Origin of the sequence: Halocatena halophila, from assembly GCA_027563145.1 — an archaeon.
GTDB classification, from domain to species: domain Archaea; phylum Halobacteriota; class Halobacteria; order Halobacteriales; family Haloarculaceae; genus Halocatena; species Halocatena halophila.
Map to the genome: position 1 here is coordinate 2,606,796 of CP071306.1, position 15,960 is coordinate 2,622,755.

Genomic DNA, 15,960 nt, shown 5'->3' on the forward strand with positions numbered 1-15,960 from the left:
ATGATCTCCGCGAGAGAAATTCAAAAGTTACAGCAGTACCCTAGTTGGGTTGAAGCTACTGCAAGTGGATAAAGAGGGGAGCTTCCGGCTGGAGTTACAGCAGTACCCTAGTTGGGTTGAAGCGTCGACCAAGAGTCTGACGGAAACCACCGCCGGGCGTTACAGCAGTACCCTAGTTGGGTTGAAGCTCATGGAAGCTCCTCATTCATCGTCATCACCTGCTAGTTACAGCAGTACCCTAGTTGGGTTGAAGCGAATTCGAGCGGCACATCACCCTCAGCCCACGACATGTTACAGCAGTACCCTAGTTGGGTTGAAGCAACCACAACCATCGCATCACGACTTCCTGCATGGCGTGTTACAGCAGTACCCTAGTTGGGTTGAAGCAAACAACGAGTTGCTGAAAGCAACTCGTTTGGCTGGTTACAGCAGTACCCTAGTTGGGTTGAAGCACGCCGATCAGGCGACGGCTGACGACTTCGTGGCTGGTTACAGCAGTACCCTAGTTGGGTTGAAGCGACGGCCACCTCGATCGCCTCGTGCAGTACGAGCAGTGTTACAGCAGTACCCTAGTTGGGTTGAAGCACAGTGTGTCCTTCGATGGTCAATCCGGGGACAGAGAGTTACAGCAGTACCCTAGTTGGGTTGAAGCAGGTATCGCTCTCGCGGCGCTTCGTCATCAAAGATTGTTACAGCAGTACCCTAGTTGGGTTGAAGCGATGAGCAAGGCACGCTGAAAATCGTCGGCAGCGAGTTACAGCAGTACCCTAGTTGGGTTGAAGCACATCTGGGAATCGGGATGTGAATCTGACAACGGACGGTTACAGCAGTACCCTAGTTGGGTTGAAGCTGCCTCTGAGTTCCGCTTTAGAAACTGTGACCTTTGGTTACAGCAGTACCCTAGTTGGGTTGAAGCACAACGCTCGTCGATCAGGGCTTCTCACCGAGTGTTACAGCAGTACCCTAGTTGGGTTGAAGCAATTACGATCGGGATTTCGTGGCGTACCAGAAACCACGTTACAGCAGTACCCTAGTTGGGTTGAAGCCTACCGACAGTAGTTCGATTATTGATTGGCTGGATCGTTACAGCAGTACCCTAGTTGGGTTGAAGCGGCATCAGCTGATGACTCAGATTCCGATCCCGAGCGTTACAGCAGTACCCTAGTTGGGTTGAAGCCGAAACAACGAGAATAAAGCCGAATCGTCCGACTTGGTTACAGCAGTACCCTAGTTGGGTTGAAGCGCCGTCTCTCCCGCTCTCGCAATAATTCTTGTTCTTGTTACAGCAGTACCCTAGTGGAGTTGAAGCCTCCGGCTGTCGAGTCATGATCTCCGGCGCTGCTGGTTACAGCAGTACCCTAGTAGAGTTGAAGTACGGCGCCACGGAAAGAACTCCAGCGTGAAGTGTTTGTTACAGCAATACCTTAGTTGGATTGAAGAAACTGCTACTGCATTTTGGGGATCCAGGCCATCCGATTACAGAAAGACACAAGTTGAGTTGAAGTGTCAACTCTGTCGTGAGTATCGATAATATGCCCTCTATTTTTCGATATTGGATTTGCTCCGCTCACCACGCATAGAAAAAACGTTGATGAAAAAGGCCGCTCGCTCCGCTCGCGGTGGGTGATTCTAGCCACACGTTGTTTCGAAAAATACCGTCGTAGAGGTTACTCGCAGTTCGCTGGAGAGACTAACAGCTGGAGGATTACGGGAAGTTCTTCAGTTGATCGGGCCTCACAGAACGGAACCACGGCTTCTAGCAAACAGCTCGCGGCAGACACAGCCTCATCTTGTGTCTGTGCGCGAGCCGGATCCTCCGGACGATCTGGAGAAAACGCCAACAGCGTAACGTCCCCCGATCGCTGTTCATGCGCACGCAACCGAGCATCATTGTCGAACCAGGCGGTGTAGATCGTCTCCCCCTGCGAGCGAAATCGTGTGATCCGATCGAGCGACGGCAACTCATCCGAACCACCGCCAGAGCGCTCGCTCAGATCAGCAATCGCCAGCACCTCCTCAACTTGACGACAGTGCGTACATTCCGTTGATTGACAGGGCCGACACCAGCAGTTCTCGGCGATATCCACGACGTGATGCAACTCAGCAGAGGAAAGCTCCTCGCGATCCTCGATCCCCTCCAGCGTGCTGACCTGACCATCTACCGTCCGAAAGCTGAACTGTGGGAGACTCACGAGCCAACCCTCCACGACGGACAGCCCGTAGCATGCGCCCGTGGACGAGCCACTGGTTGGCCACAGCGAGTACAGCGTGTGCTAGTCATTGACGATACGACAGGATTACAGTACCGCAGCGTTATTCCCTTCATGGGTTAACCTTTCCAGGGAATCCCAGCGTCGGGTGCTGCAACACCCGGCGCGCTTTGGTAAACGCGATCATGCCTCGGGCTGGTATTCCCAATTGGTTGTGCCAACCCACTAGGTTATAAACTTTCGTATGTGTTGGATTTCCACGGAGATATGTGATTTCCCTTGATCGTCTTTCTCAGCGTGTACTCGTACACTTCTGAACTTCCTGGTCCAGACAAACAATAATCCATTCTAATTAACAAACTAGACAGATTCACTCACACTCGTCGTGAGTGGGTGCTCGGCCAACCGTGACGAACGCGCTTCGCGCACCCAAATTTCACAAAACTAACCTTGAAACGATAGGAACTCTCCTCACACCTGCTGCTACTACCAAACCGACCGTCATTCGTGCGAAGGTGTGTTCCCTGTATAGATTCCTATCGGAGAGCGCTTGCTCACACCTTAGCTGCCCTTCCTAGGAGTCACGCTCACAACGTTCGTGAGGACGCGATCGACGGCCTCAGTAGTGAACTGTTCAACCGACTGGAGGCGTCTAGCGAGCCAGTCGTCGAAAATCACCGCTTTGCCCTTGCCCGTGTGCACCACCTCCGTTCGCTCACCACCCAGCCGATCAAGGAACGCCATCACTCGGGCAACCGTCTGGTCGTGCGCCGAACCGTACTCCCGTTTGAGTTGGTCTTTGATCGTCGTCGAATCCAGCCGCATTCCTTTCGGCACTGTAGTGGACAATTCACCGATCTCCATGGCAATCGACCGAGCTCGTCGCTGGTTGGCCGTTAGTTTCGCCTTATGAATAATCTCCTCCGGCAAGCGGACGATCTGCTCCAGTGGCGTCCGTTGCTCGCGTCCATCAAGCGTCTCGACTTTCCGTGCAACGGCCTCGGTGTGTGCCTCTGATGCCTCCGTCTGGCGAGTGTTCTCGGTCACGTCCTGTCTGATATCGGCTTTATCGCGCTCGTTCGACTCGCGGTAGTCCGTCTGCTCCCGTTCGAGCGCTTCAACTGTGGCTTCCAGTTCCGCAATTCTCGTTTTATTCTGGTGCAACGCCGCTGTTTGGCTGTCGATCGTCGATTGCTGTGCTTCAATTTCTGCCTGTTGAGCGTCGACCTGTGATTGCAGAGCGTCAATCTGTGTGTTCTGGCGCTCGATCTGCGCATTCTTGCGGGCAATGGCGTCCTCAATTTCGGCTTTCCACGATCGAAACGCCTCGGGAAGAAGGCCGTCAAGATCGCTGCCATCAGTAGTATTATCTGTGCTCCGTCCGTCGCTATCGTTGGGTTTGATAGTCATTTTCGATCCAACCCATCCTCGGACGTGGTCCTACACGTCTGGGGAAACCGGGCAACCGGTTCTGTCCAGTCGGATGAGTATACATACCACATCAAAGTACCACTATTAATACCTAACGGTGTTTAGACACTTTGAAGAAACTGAATGACTGGTTTCTTAACAAACTACCAGAGGACGTATAGAGACGCTTTGGTGGATATCCATACTGTCCACACTGAGATCTCAGACCTTGATTAATTTCTTGGCTGTCAGATGAGATGGCTCACTCGTGCTCCTCAGCGTCACCCACATCCGCAACCGATGCACCCCAGTCCTCAATTGGCACAAATTCATGCGCAACGGGCCGAAGCGCTTGTAGAATGGCTTCCGCCCCCGGTGGTGAAAGATCCAGATCCGATGCTATGAGACGGTGGGTGGTTTCCCCCCGATCACGCGAAATCGTGTACGTTAGCGCAACCGCCAGACCATGGATTCCTCGCCGATCAATGTACTATCGATCGTCTCATCTGTCGTTCGACGAGCCACCGCCGCAATGAGTGCTGGCGAGATCGTGTATGTGCGGTCATCTGCACCAGACACGGTCAGCTGGATATCAACAGCACGGTACCGTTTTGGTGGACTGTCAGCGGTCACCGTCAGCACCCCTGCCTAAGTGAGTCGATTTACATAACTGTAAGCCGTCTCCTGCGCAAGATCCAGAGCGTCCATCAATTCAGCCACAGTGCTATCGCCCTCAAGATAGAGATACGTGTAAACACGCGCCAGCGATGGCTGTTCGAGTAAATCCGCTACTGAAAGAAAATCGCGGATGATCATGCCGTTCGACTGGGCTGCTGATTGGGCCATCTGTATCGATTACAGATTATAAATAATTCGTACTAAGGGTGTCTGAGTTTTGAGGAATGACTAGCTAAATAGCCGAGATGGTCCCGAACGATTCGCTCGGTTTTCGCATCTGCTGCATCCAGGAACGCAACGACAGCTGGCGGGAACAAGTCCACATACTCAGCCATCGTCCAGGGGTACAAACTCCGCACGACTCTCATCCATCTTCTCGAATCGAGCAGCTAACTCCTGGCGGCGGCGCAACTGGGCGAGTTCCGTCAACAGATTGTTGTAGGGTTCCCCCAGTTCCATTATGTCATGGAGTGTCTCTGCAGCCACGAGAATGCGTTTATCTGCTGACATCGTTGTACGGACGTACAGGCCTGTCTGCTAACAGTTTCTACGAATCTATCAAATATTTTGAACGAGGAGAAAATCTATGGGTGTCAGACGGATCAATTCAAAACACGAGATAGATCCAGTACATCCTACCAGATAACGATTAGATCATTGATCTGTTAAACGTTTCATCACAGTCTATGCACGTGTACAGCGCATTCGCCCACGGAACGCTATACACAGGCGATGCACCACACTGTGGACACGAGGACTGGCGGGTAGGGAATAATTTCGTGATCATACTACAACCTATTAGCAACAAATTCAATAGTAGTTACTGAACTGCCAACCCCCATCCACACTGTGGTGCAACCTGCCGATTGGCGGATGACAGACTGTGCAACTGTGCGGTTCGGTTTGAAATGAGATGCTCTAGATACTGGTTCGCCGTACTGTGAGTTACGCTTCAAAGAGAACTGAATGTCCGTCTGTTCCATCCAGGACCTCACTGACCGCTATCGAGGGCTCGTCCACGTTCACAACCACAGCAATGCATGAAACATATCACTTATCCACTGGGCAACGCTTGCAGTTGGAATAGATATACACTGGACTCTGAACTACAACGCCCACAGGTGAACCGAACCCTGACGATTTGCTATGTGCTGATACGTACCCTCGCCAGTAGCCGACAGCGATCGTTCCGAGACACAGTCCAACCACAATCGCTAATTTTCCTCGAATCTCTTGGATTGCCAATACAAATATGGAGAGATGAATCACGACGCCGTATGCCGCCTGCAGGTGGCGATTGTTTTCCAGAAAATGGTAGATGCCAAGCAAAATCATAGCCCCAAGAACGCCGACGAGGATATATACCGGTGAAACCACCGCACCCGTACCAACTATCGTTCCGAGCGAAATCGTGGCAAGCGTCAAGTAAAGCACCAAAAATTTTCCAAAATCACGTGCCCGGGGCAAGCGTCCCCAACCTCGTCCATTGTCATCCGTTCCGCTACTCATACCACTCACTTCTTGTTACAGATGGTTAACTACCATTGGACAAACTATTGAACGCCGAAACCTACAACTGCCAGTCACTCTGCAGAAACGTACTCGTCGAGGATGTGGAACACGTTTTCTGGGAGTTCGTCGAACCATCCTATCGCAACCACTTCGTCATCGCTGGAAGCCAGGGTCCCGGATTCGGTACTCCCCTCGAACCAGACGGTTAGCATGGGCAATGTCTGCTCCGGGTCCGTTTCGTGTCGAATTGCTTTGATCCGAACTGCGATTACACCAGTCAACGAACAAACGTGGCCGGTTTCTTCTTCGCACTCGCGGCGAGCTGTCTCTGCCATCGTCTCCCCGGATTTGTGACCGCCGCCGGGCACGCCCCACTCTCCTTTGCTGTTTTCGTGCTGAATGAGAAGATAGCGTCCGTCTTCATCCCGTGGAAGAACCCCCGCGTCGCCGCGCCACCCGTCGAGAGCCATTTGGCGTCCCTGTTCAAACCGTTCGGGGGTGTCTTCCGATTCGGCTCGAATCACCGGAAATTTCCCGAACTCTTTCCGGAGATTTTCGATCTCCGCGTCGATAAAATCATACATTTCATCGCGATTTTGCATACCTCGCTACAAATTTTCCCATCAGATCTACGTTTCGATGAGCGTTATACGATATGGTCTAGCGTAAGGAGCCGGATCACTACTGCAGCGCAGGGGTCACGTCTGAACTGACACGTCGGACACTTAGAACAGGGTTAACTTTCTTTGGGTAGCGGTTCCTACCATGACCGATTCAACCGAGCAAGACGAATCCAACGGGACTTCTCCTGAGGACGCCTTCGCCCTTCTCGGTGACGAAACACGAATCGCTATCATCCGAGCACTGGGTGCGACACCCGACGAGTCGCTTTCTTTCTCTGCGCTGCGAGAACGCACCAACGTAGCCGATAGCGGCCAATTCAACTATCACCTCGGAAAGCTCGTCGGCAGTTTCGTTCGTCGGACAGAGGAGGACGGATACGAACTCACCTATGCGGGGAGACGGATCATCGGAGCTATCTTCTCGGGAACGTTCACCCAGCGTGGAACTCCAACATCGTTTGAACTTGAGGCGACGTGCCCCATTTGTGGAGCCTCGCTGGTGGCCCAGTACGAACAGGAGCGTGTCACCATCACCTGTCCGACCTGCGACGACCAGATCTCGACATTTGGCTTCCCGCCGGGCGCATTCGAGAACCGCACCCGTGAGGAACTTCCCCAGGCGTTCGACGGATGGATTCGGACGCACCTTTCGGCAGTGAGAAAGTGCTTCTGTCTCAACTGCACCGGCCGTATGCACGGCTCGATGACCGATGAATCCGAGCATCTACTTGAGGATCAGACAGTCGGCATTGAGCACGTCTGTGAACGATGCGATGAGGGCTCCATCTCCTCGATCGGTGTGTATCTTCTCTCTCATCCGGATGTTATCGCCTTCCACGACGACCACGGTATCGACCTCGATGAAACACCGTTTTGGGAACTTCCGTGGCTCCGTGAAGAGAACGCCACGGTGCTCTCGTCCGATCCGTGGCGCGTCCGATTAGCGCTGGAACTTGACGGTGACCGTCTCGAACTCGAAATCGAGGAGGATCTGTCTGCCTCGGTTATATAGCTGGGAGAACAGAAGCGAGCTTCGGTCTATCAGTTTACAGAAATGGCGTTCTGCTAACAACTATCTGCCGGAATCGGGTATTTGCGTTGATGAGAGCGCTCATTCGAAACAAGACGTTCAGGCGGCTCTTCGTGGGACGGTTGGTGACGAATGCGGGTGATAGTCTCTATTACGTGGCGGCGATGTGGCTGGTCTATAATCTCGGCGGCTCAGCGTTTTATACCGGACTTGCGGGCTTTCTGACGCTCGCCCCCCAGGCGTTGCAGTTTCTCACGGGACCGTTCGTCGACCGTTGGGATATCCGGCGGCTATTGGTGGGGACACAGGTGCTTCAGGGCGTGCTCGTGCTCATCATTCCAGTGGCAGCGATGAGCGGCTGGCTCTCCGTGACGGTCGTGCTTGTGGTGATGCCTGTCGCTGCGATGATGAACCAGTTCGTCTACCCGGCACAGAACGCGGCATTGCCGCGGATCGTCCACGAGGAGGAGATCGTCGACGCGAACTCGGCGTTCTCGTTCGCGTATCAGGGAGTCGATGCCGCCTTCTCGTCACTCGGTGGCGTGCTCGTCGCCCTCCTCGGTGCAGTCTCGCTGTACCTCATCGACTCGGTGACATTCGCTCTGACGGCGCTCATCTTCGCTATGACCCGAATTCCTGATGCAGAGAGTACGACGGAGCAAGGGGACACAGATCGAGTTACGTCGGCGTTTTCAGACTACGTGAGGAAACTCCGCGAAGGTATTGAATACATCCGTGGGACGATCCTCGTTCTAACGCTCGGCGCGTCGATGGTCGTCAATTTCATTATTGGGGCAATGATGGCCGTCCTTCCAGTGTTCGCGACATTGCGTGGCGGTTCCGAGACGTATGGGATATTACTGGCCGCGATCACTGCGGGACTCTTGATCGGTGCGCTCGGGGCCTCGCCATTGAAGCGGGTTTCGCTGAGCCGGTTGATGATTATCGGGTTCAGCCTCGGCGGTTTCGCGTGGCTTGCAGCGGTCTACGTTCAGTGGCTTCCCGCAACGGTTGCCCTGTTCTGTCTCGCGTGGATTCCCGTTGGCGTCACGAACGTCGTTTTCATGGCGATGATCCAGACGTATGTTCCCGAGGAGCTGCTGGGACGTGTGACCTCGGTCAGCACCAGCGCCTCGGCAGCGGCGATGCCAGTCGGTTCGTTGCTTGGTGGGATCACAGGCGATGTAGTCGGGGGTTCCGTCGTCGTGGCCGTGATAGGTGTTGGCTTCCTGTTCATGACGCTGTACTGGCTCACTCATCCTCTCTTGCGCTACGTGCCCCCGGTCGAGGAGATCGATCCGGCTGAGTACGGGCTGGGACAGGTGTAGAAGCGATCGGAAAATTCTCACTGAAACGGTAGCCACGCGCCAGTTCGTGGAGTCCATTTCGTCGTACGGATATCGTTGTGTCCGCCAAGATACGACGTTTGAATGGTAGAACGCGGTGAGAACGTCATCTCGCTCTATCCAAAAATGATGTTGAAAAATAACAAAATACTCATTCACAGAGTGTAGCGAATATACCAATGGTCCCGCCGCTCACAACTACTGCCACCTGGCTTCCTGACCGTGAGCCCTCGCGAGTCGACAGGTTCCTCTGGATCCCCATCGGTTTCATGTTCGTAATACAGTTCATCGAACCCAGCAGTGGCTGGCTGGTTCCGTGGCTGGCAGTGGGGGCTGTCCTGTCAGCGCTCGCCACCGGTCCCATCGCAAAAACACCGTTCGGACAGCGGATCAGCAGCTGGTTTGAGGCGATCGGTGCTGGGGGTCGCTTCGTGCTGATCGCCGGCTTTGCGGTTGGAATCGTCGTCGCGTTCATAACAACCCCCTCGCTGGTCGATCCCGGGCACAGCGTTGGCACTGGCATGCTCCTCTGGCATCTCGTATTGGTTCCGGTCTGGATCGTCCATTTGAATCGAACTGAATAGCAGTGACGAAAACGGGGTTTCACTGCTCATCTCGAAACCACCAATGACGCCGCAGTCCAAAACCGTTTCAATCCGCTCGCACCTACGAGTGCCATGAACCAGCACACGTACGCCAAACTCTCGATCCTGGCGTTCGGATTGATCCTGGTGAGCTTCGTGATCGTGGGCTTTTCACGGATCGTCCTGCGCTATGAAACGGCCCGACTGCTCGGTGGGCCGACGCTGCTCGCGGGGTTCGGACTGGTCTGCTTTCTGTTCGTCCGTGGGCTGTTCGCATACACGAACATACTCCCGCTTGAGAGCCGATAACGGCCGAATTCGGCCCAGAGACGGCCGATACTACTAACGGTTTCGGTCACGACGAAGCCACGCACTTTTTAACACCGCAGGCAGTACACTGGGATAACCGAGAGAACGGTCGCCCTGGACTGCGAGCGGGCGACCGGCGAGCAACACACGCGACACCTGTCTGTTCTCGCCGGTAGGCTGCGCCGTCACCCGATTTCAGCCGCATTCGCGTCTGGTGGGTAACGATCGCAACCGGGGACGACGGACTCGGCGTACGACTATGGAAATCGAAATTGCAACGATAGGCGGATACGAAGAGGTTGGTCGCCAGATGACGGCCGTCCGGACCGGAAGCGACGTAGTCATCTTCGATATGGGACTCAACCTCTCACAGGTACTGATTCACGACAACGTCGAAACAGAGCGGATGCACAGCCTGGATCTGATCGACATGGGTGCGATCCCGGACGATCGCGTCATGTCCGATCTCGAGGGCGACGTGCAAGCGATCGTGCCGACCCACGGTCACCTCGATCACATCGGAGCGATCTCGAAGCTCGCACACCGTTACGACGCCCCGATCGTCGCCTCGCCGTTCACGATCGAGCTGGTCAAACAGCAGATCAAATCCGAGGAAAAGTTCGGCGTCAAAAACGACCTGATAAAAATGAGCGCGGGCGAAACGCGCCAGATCGGCGACAGCGGCAACGTCGAAATGGAGTTCGTCAACGTAACACACTCGATTATCGACGCGGTCAATCCGGTGATCCACACGCCCGAAGGCGCAATCGTCTACGGGCTCGATAAACGGATGGACCACACGCCGGTGATCGGCGATCCGATCGACATGGAGCGCTTCCGTGAGATCGGTCGCGAGGGCCCTGGCGTGCTGGCTTACATCGAGGACTGTACGAACGCTGGGCGCAAAGGCCGGACGCCGAGCGAATCCGTCGCTCGTCGCCATCTGAAGGACGTGCTCTACAGCATGGAAGACTACGACGGCGGGATCGTGGCAACGACGTTCTCAAGCCACATCGCGCGTGTGCGGAGTCTGGTCGAGTTTGCAGAAGAGATCGGCCGACAGCCGGTGTTGCTCGGGCGCTCGATGGAAAAATACTCCGGCACCGCAGAACGACTCGACTTCGTGGATTTCCCCGACGAACTCGGCATGTACGGCCACCGGAAATCCGTCGATCGGACGTTCAAGCGAATCATGAACGAGGGCAAAGAAAACTTCCTGCCGATCGTCACTGGCCACCAGGGCGAACCCCGCGCGATGTTGACTCGTATGGGTCGTGGCGAGACGCCATACGAGCTTGACGACGGCGACAAGGTGGTGTTTTCTGCACGAATCATCCCCGAGCCGACCAACGAGGGCCAGCGCTATCAGTCCGAGCGCTTGCTGAAGATGCAGGGCGCACGCATCTACGACGACATCCACGTGTCGGGCCACCTGAATGAGGAGGGCCACTACGAGATGCTCGATGCGCTCCAGCCACAACACGTCATCCCAGCCCACCAGAGCATGGAAGGGTTCGCGCCGTACGCGGATCTCTGCCAGTCAATGGGCTACAAATTGGGCCGCGACCTGCACGTGACGTACAACGGAAATATGATCCAGCTCGTGGACGAGTAATCACCAACCATGAGTGCACCAGCCACTGACAACGTAACCGCAGCGATAGCCGAGCGACGGGAACTCGTCGACGACGCACTGCTCGAGACGCTTCCCATCGAGGAACCCGAACGCCTCTATACCGCCTCACGTCACCTGCTCGATGCGGGTGGCAAGCGCCTTCGTCCGAGCGTGCTGTTGTTAACGGCTGAGGCACTCACGGAAACGCCACCGCTGAGTCAGTCGTATCGCGCGTTTGGCCCGGATGATATGGATATCATGGCGGCTGCCGTCAGCGTCGAGGTCATTCAGTCGTTCACACTCATCCATGACGACATCATGGACGACGACGATCTTCGCCGTGGCGTGCCGGCGGTCCACCGGGCGTTCGATCTCGACACCGCGATCCTCGCCGGTGATACGCTCTACTCCAAGGCATTCGAGTGCATGCTCCAGACCGGTGCCCCGTCGGAAAACAGCGTCCGCGCGCTCGAAGAACTCGCAACGACATGCACGGAGATCTGTGAGGGCCAGACGATGGACGTGGCGTTCGAATCGCAGGACACCGTCAGCACGTCGGAGTATCTGGAGATGGTGAAGCTGAAGACGGCCGTCCTCTACGCAGCGTCGGCGGCGATCCCCGGGCTTTTGCTGGGTGCCGACGACGACACGGTCGACTCGCTGCACCAGTACGGTATTGATGTTGGGATGGCCTTTCAGATCCAGGACGATCTCCTCGATCTGACGATGTCGAGCGAACAACTCGGCAAACAGCGCGGGAGCGACCTCGTCGAGAACAAACAGACGCTGATCACGCTGCACGCACGCCAGCAAGGGGTTGACGTGGAAGGGCTGGTCGACACTGATAGCGTCGAGGCGGTCACCGAGGCGGAGATCGACGCCGCCGTGGCCGAACTTGAGCGCGTTGGCTCGATCGAGTACGCCCGCAACACGGCGCGGGAGCTCATCGCCAGCGGCAAAGACAATCTTACCGTCCTTGAGCCGTCGCCGGCTCGCGACGTGCTCTCTGGAATCGCGGATTATCTGATTGAGCGCAACTACTGAGTCTCCTCGGTAGTGACCGCCCGACACCGTTCGATCCACTTGCGTTCGTACGTTTGGTGATCGACGAGACAGCCACTGAGATCACCGATTGTCTCGATTCTCGCTGCGCGACACCACTCAATACACTGCCGGTACACCGGAAACGCCGGATCGTCGTATATCGTTTCGTCGTGGACGAGCCGAAGGGTCTGCTCTCCCGCAAGGAACGCGACAAAGGCACGGGTGTGTCCGTCGATGAGATACCACGTGTCCTCGATACTGATCACGGTGAGCGGATCGTACGCCGGCGCCCCAACGTCGAACCATTCGAGCACGCCGACCAGCTTCTCGCGTGAGAGATACAACTGGGTTGGACGGACGGCAGAAAGCGCCAGTTCAAATGACATGTGCTACCGATACTGTTCGATCACAACGAACCCTCCGGTATGCCTGATGGATCGACACCGCAATCCACGGCGGTTTTGATCCCCCACCGTTTTCCTCACTGTATGGACGACGCTCAACAGGCGGCGATCGAACGCGCCGCAGAGGTTAACGCGCTGTTTAACGCGCTCAAACACGACAGCGATGCCCAGGTCGGAGCGATTATGGGGCCGCTGATGGGGGCGAATCCCGAGTTTCGTGAGTTTGGTGATGAGATTCCGGGACTGATCGCGCCCGTGGTCGAGCGAGTTAACGAACTCGACACGCCAGAGCGACGCGATCGACTCGAAGCACTCGCTCCAGAACGACTTGAGGAACTGGCCGCCGAGGACGATACTGACGACGATCCGCTCGGCACGCTTCCCAACGTTGAGGAGTACGAGCAAATTCGCATGCGACTCGCGCCAAACCCCAACGGCCCCTGGCACCTGGGGAACGCCCGCATGCCGGCCGTTATCGGCACGTACAAAGAGCGCTATGACGGCTGGATGCTCTGTCGGTTCGACGACACCGACCCAGAGACCAAGCGCCCAGATCTCGAGGCCTACGACTCGATTCTCGACTCGATCGACTATCTTGGCTTCGAGCCCGACGAGGTTATCCGTGCGTCCGACCGGCTCGAAACGTACTACGAGCACGCACGCGAGCTGATCGATCGGGGCGGTGCCTACACCTGCTCCTGTTCGGCAGAAAATTTCTCCGATCTGAAAAATAATGGCGAGCCCTGCCCCCATCGCGATAAAGATGCGACCCTCGTCGCCGAGGAGTTCGAGGCGATGGTGAACGGCGAATTCAGTGCCGGCGAGATGGTGTTGCGCGTTCGGACCGATATCACGCACAAAAACCCCGCACTGCGCGACTGGGTTGCCTTCCGGATGATCGACCGCCCACATCCACGCGAACAGGCGGCCGAGTTCCGTTGCTGGCCAATGCTCGATTTCCAGAGCGGCGTCGACGACCATCTCACCGGAATCACACACATCATTCGTGGCATCGACCTCCAGGATTCGGCAAAGCGCCAGCAGTTCCTCTACGACTACTTCGACTGGGCGTATCCCGAGGTGCTCCACTGGGGCCACGTCCAGATCGACGATTACGACGTCTCGATGTCCACCTCCACGATCAAGGCACTCATCGATGCGGGCGAGCTCGAGGGCTGGGACGACCCGCGCGCACCGACGATCGAGAGCTGCAAAAAGCGCGGCATCCAGGGCGAAGCAATCGTCAATGCGCTCGTCGAACTCGGCACGTCCACAAGCGATGTCGATCTCGCGATGTCCTCGGTGTATGCCCAAAATCGTGAACTGATCGACGACAAAACCGACCGGGCCTTTTTCGTGCGTGATGGCATCGAGCGCCAGATTGTCGGCGGTCCAGACGCCGGCAATCCTCCCGTCCATCCCGACCACGAGGACCGCGGAACCCGCACCATCCCCGTCGAGGGAGGCGTACTAATAGAACCCGAAGATCTCCCTGCCAACGGCGATCGCGTCTGGCTCAAGGGCTATGGCTGTGTTCGACACACTCGCGACGCACTCGAGTTCACCGGCGATTCGATCGATGTCGTTAGAAACGAGCGCGTTCCGGTCATTCACTGGGTGCCCGCTACAGACAACATCCCGGTCGAGCTCAAAACGATGGACGGAACGGTCTCCGGACACGCCGAACCCGGCGTGCAATCGTACGACCCTGGCGAGGAACTCCAGTTCGAGCGCGTTGGCTTCGTTAGAATCGACGAACGTAACTCGCCAGTTGTCGCGTATTTCAGCCATCCCTGAATCACTGGTGCAGACGGGGTAGAACGGGTTTTTTCGCGGAGGAGTACACTTAAGTGTCTCCCTGGTAGTTTCCTAGTTATCTATGCCAATCGACCCACAGTTCGAAGAGAACAGGGAGCATGTTGGTGAGGAAAATGGTGTCGATGTCTGGGGACCAACCGAACCACCCGAGAAACTCGGTATCCACGGAACGCACGTGGCGGTCGATTACGACATCTGTCTCGCCGATGGGGCCTGTCTTGAGGACTGCCCGGTGGACGTGTTTACCTGGGTCGACTCGCCAGACCATCCAGAAAGCGAAATCAAAGCCGAACCAACCCACGAAGCACAGTGTATCGACTGTATGCTCTGTGTCGATGTCTGCCCGGTTGATGCGATTGATGTCGATCCCGGCAGAGCAGGACGGATCTGAGCGGTTGCATCACCATTCTACCTTCTCGCAGCACCTGGCAATCAGCATATACTAAATATATAAAATTTGATTACATAGTAAAAAGCTATTAACCTCCCGTGGTAGTCATAGCCAGACAGGGTAACTGATGTCAATGCACTCGATCGTTCTGACGAAAGGGGTACCGGATTTTCGCGAAGGACAGGTATCGTTCGACGAAGATGGTCACTTAGAGCGTGGGAAAACGCCGACCGTGATGAATCCGAACGACGAGCACGCGTTGCAGGCGGCGCTACAAACAAAGGTTCGACACGGTGGGCGGGTGAGCGTGATGAGCATGGGTCCGCCGGGATACGGAGACGTACTCCAGGAGGCGATGGAGTCGGTGTACGCCGACGATCTGTATCTCCTTTCCGATCGGGAGTTGGCGGCAGCCGATACGTGGGCGACGGCAATCGCGCTGTCGACCGGTATCGAGAAGCTTGGACTCCCGGATCTGGTGTTTGCCGGGTTCAAAACGGCAGACGGTGAGACGGGACACACGGGTCCACAGACGTGCTGGGCGCTGGACATTCCGATGATCACGCACGTGACGGGGCTTTCAGTGGACAAAGACGAGCGTCGAGTTCGGGCCAGGCGACTGGTCGAGGGTGACGTTGCCGAGATAGAAACCGTTGAAGCGCCACTCCCTGCGTGTATCGTGGTCGATTCGGAGTTTGAAAGCGACTACCGGACGGCCGGCGAGCACCTCGCCCTGAAGGACTTGCGCGAGACGACCGTAGAACGGGCTGCGGAGTACGACCAGCATCTCACTACCTGGGATCATACCGATCTCAATCTGGATCCGGACTACATCGGGCTGGACGGTTCGCCGACAATCGTCTCCTCGGTGGATCCAATTCCAAAGCCTCCCGCCGAACGCGAGGCTACCATGGTCGATCCGGGTGATGCGGAGGCGATGGGCGAACTGTTCGACGAGATGGCCGCGCTGTCCGGGGGTGCATAGA

15 protein-coding genes, 1 pseudogene and 1 CRISPR repeat array (1 of these 17 cut by a window edge) are annotated in these 15,960 nt (G+C 56.1%); of the genes and pseudogenes, 9 read left to right on the forward strand and 7 right to left on the reverse strand.

Annotated features, from left to right (window positions below):
• Positions 1-1,440: a CRISPR direct-repeat array (repeat unit 30 nt; unit sequence GTTACAGCAGTACCCTAGTTGGGTTGAAGC); it begins 171 nt to the left of the window's first position.
• Positions 1,441-1,667: 227 nt separating this feature from the next.
• The 6 genes and pseudogenes from JXQ78_RS13835 to JXQ78_RS13860 all read right to left on the reverse strand — a co-directional run bounded on the left by JXQ78_RS13835 (position 1,668) and on the right by JXQ78_RS13860 (position 6,412).
• Complete coding sequence (locus JXQ78_RS13835) at positions 1,668-2,192, reverse strand: hypothetical protein (RefSeq protein WP_330631354.1); 525 nt, start codon at positions 2,190-2,192, stop codon at positions 1,668-1,670.
• A 579-nt stretch (positions 2,193-2,771) separates the two neighbouring features.
• The gene (locus tag JXQ78_RS13840) at positions 2,772-3,620 is read right to left on the reverse strand and encodes a hypothetical protein (protein ID WP_330631355.1); all 849 of its coding nucleotides are present in this window, start codon (positions 3,618-3,620) and stop codon (positions 2,772-2,774) included.
• Between the two features lie 262 nt (positions 3,621-3,882).
• Positions 3,883-4,466, reverse strand: a pseudogene (locus JXQ78_RS13845) (DUF7437 domain-containing protein).
• Positions 4,467-4,625: 159 nt separating this feature from the next.
• Positions 4,626-4,808 (reverse strand): hypothetical protein, encoded by a 183-nt coding sequence (locus JXQ78_RS13850; RefSeq protein ID WP_330631356.1) that lies wholly within the window; start codon positions 4,806-4,808, stop codon positions 4,626-4,628.
• A 540-nt stretch (positions 4,809-5,348) separates the two neighbouring features.
• Positions 5,349-5,807: a hypothetical protein gene (locus tag JXQ78_RS13855; protein ID WP_330631357.1), complete on the reverse strand. Its 459-nt coding sequence runs from the start codon at positions 5,805-5,807 to the stop codon at positions 5,349-5,351.
• A 74-nt stretch (positions 5,808-5,881) separates the two neighbouring features.
• Positions 5,882-6,412, reverse strand: a complete 531-nt coding sequence (locus JXQ78_RS13860) for an NUDIX hydrolase (protein ID WP_330631358.1) — start codon at positions 6,410-6,412, stop codon at positions 5,882-5,884.
• A 163-nt stretch (positions 6,413-6,575) separates the two neighbouring features.
• Here JXQ78_RS13860 and JXQ78_RS13865 point away from each other — a divergent pair, with 163 nt between their 5' ends.
• The 6 genes from JXQ78_RS13865 (at position 6,576) to idsA3 (ending at position 12,361) form a co-directional block, all read left to right on the forward strand.
• Entirely contained in the window at positions 6,576-7,445 is an 870-nt protein-coding gene (locus JXQ78_RS13865; RefSeq protein ID WP_330631359.1) for a winged helix-turn-helix domain-containing protein, read from the forward strand.
• Between the two features lie 89 nt (positions 7,446-7,534).
• Positions 7,535-8,791, forward strand: a complete 1,257-nt coding sequence (locus JXQ78_RS13870) for an MFS transporter (RefSeq protein ID WP_330631360.1) — start codon at positions 7,535-7,537, stop codon at positions 8,789-8,791.
• Positions 8,792-8,988: 197 nt separating this feature from the next.
• Positions 8,989-9,393, forward strand: a complete 405-nt coding sequence (locus JXQ78_RS13875) for a hypothetical protein (protein WP_330631361.1) — start codon at positions 8,989-8,991, stop codon at positions 9,391-9,393.
• A 93-nt stretch (positions 9,394-9,486) separates the two neighbouring features.
• The gene (locus JXQ78_RS13880) at positions 9,487-9,702 is read left to right on the forward strand and encodes a hypothetical protein (protein ID WP_330631362.1); all 216 of its coding nucleotides are present in this window, start codon (positions 9,487-9,489) and stop codon (positions 9,700-9,702) included.
• Positions 9,703-9,961: 259 nt separating this feature from the next.
• Complete coding sequence (locus tag JXQ78_RS13885) at positions 9,962-11,317, forward strand: ribonuclease J (protein ID WP_330631363.1); 1,356 nt, start codon at positions 9,962-9,964, stop codon at positions 11,315-11,317.
• Between the two features lie 9 nt (positions 11,318-11,326).
• The gene (gene idsA3, locus JXQ78_RS13890) at positions 11,327-12,361 is read left to right on the forward strand and encodes a geranylfarnesyl diphosphate synthase (protein WP_330631364.1); all 1,035 of its coding nucleotides are present in this window, start codon (positions 11,327-11,329) and stop codon (positions 12,359-12,361) included.
• Here the strand turns inward: idsA3 and JXQ78_RS13895 are convergent.
• On the reverse strand, positions 12,355-12,747 hold the full coding sequence (locus tag JXQ78_RS13895; protein ID WP_330631365.1) for a hypothetical protein: 393 nt from the start codon (positions 12,745-12,747) through the stop codon (positions 12,355-12,357). The genes idsA3 and JXQ78_RS13895 overlap by 7 nt on opposite strands.
• 102 nt (positions 12,748-12,849) lie before the next feature.
• Between JXQ78_RS13895 and JXQ78_RS13900 the strand changes: the two genes are divergently transcribed.
• The 3 genes from JXQ78_RS13900 to JXQ78_RS13910 all read left to right on the forward strand — a co-directional run bounded on the left by JXQ78_RS13900 (position 12,850) and on the right by JXQ78_RS13910 (position 15,959).
• Positions 12,850-14,562 carry a glutamate--tRNA ligase gene (locus JXQ78_RS13900; RefSeq protein WP_330631366.1) on the forward strand — a complete coding sequence of 571 codons (1,713 nt, stop codon included), beginning with the start codon at positions 12,850-12,852 and terminating at the stop codon, positions 14,560-14,562.
• 82 nt (positions 14,563-14,644) lie between these two features.
• Positions 14,645-14,974 carry a 4Fe-4S dicluster domain-containing protein gene (locus JXQ78_RS13905; protein WP_330631367.1) on the forward strand — a complete coding sequence of 110 codons (330 nt, stop codon included), beginning with the start codon at positions 14,645-14,647 and terminating at the stop codon, positions 14,972-14,974.
• A gap of 133 nt (positions 14,975-15,107) precedes the next feature.
• Positions 15,108-15,959 carry an electron transfer flavoprotein subunit beta/FixA family protein gene (locus JXQ78_RS13910; RefSeq protein ID WP_330631368.1) on the forward strand — a complete coding sequence of 284 codons (852 nt, stop codon included), beginning with the start codon at positions 15,108-15,110 and terminating at the stop codon, positions 15,957-15,959.
• Position 15,960 lies beyond the last annotated feature (1 nt).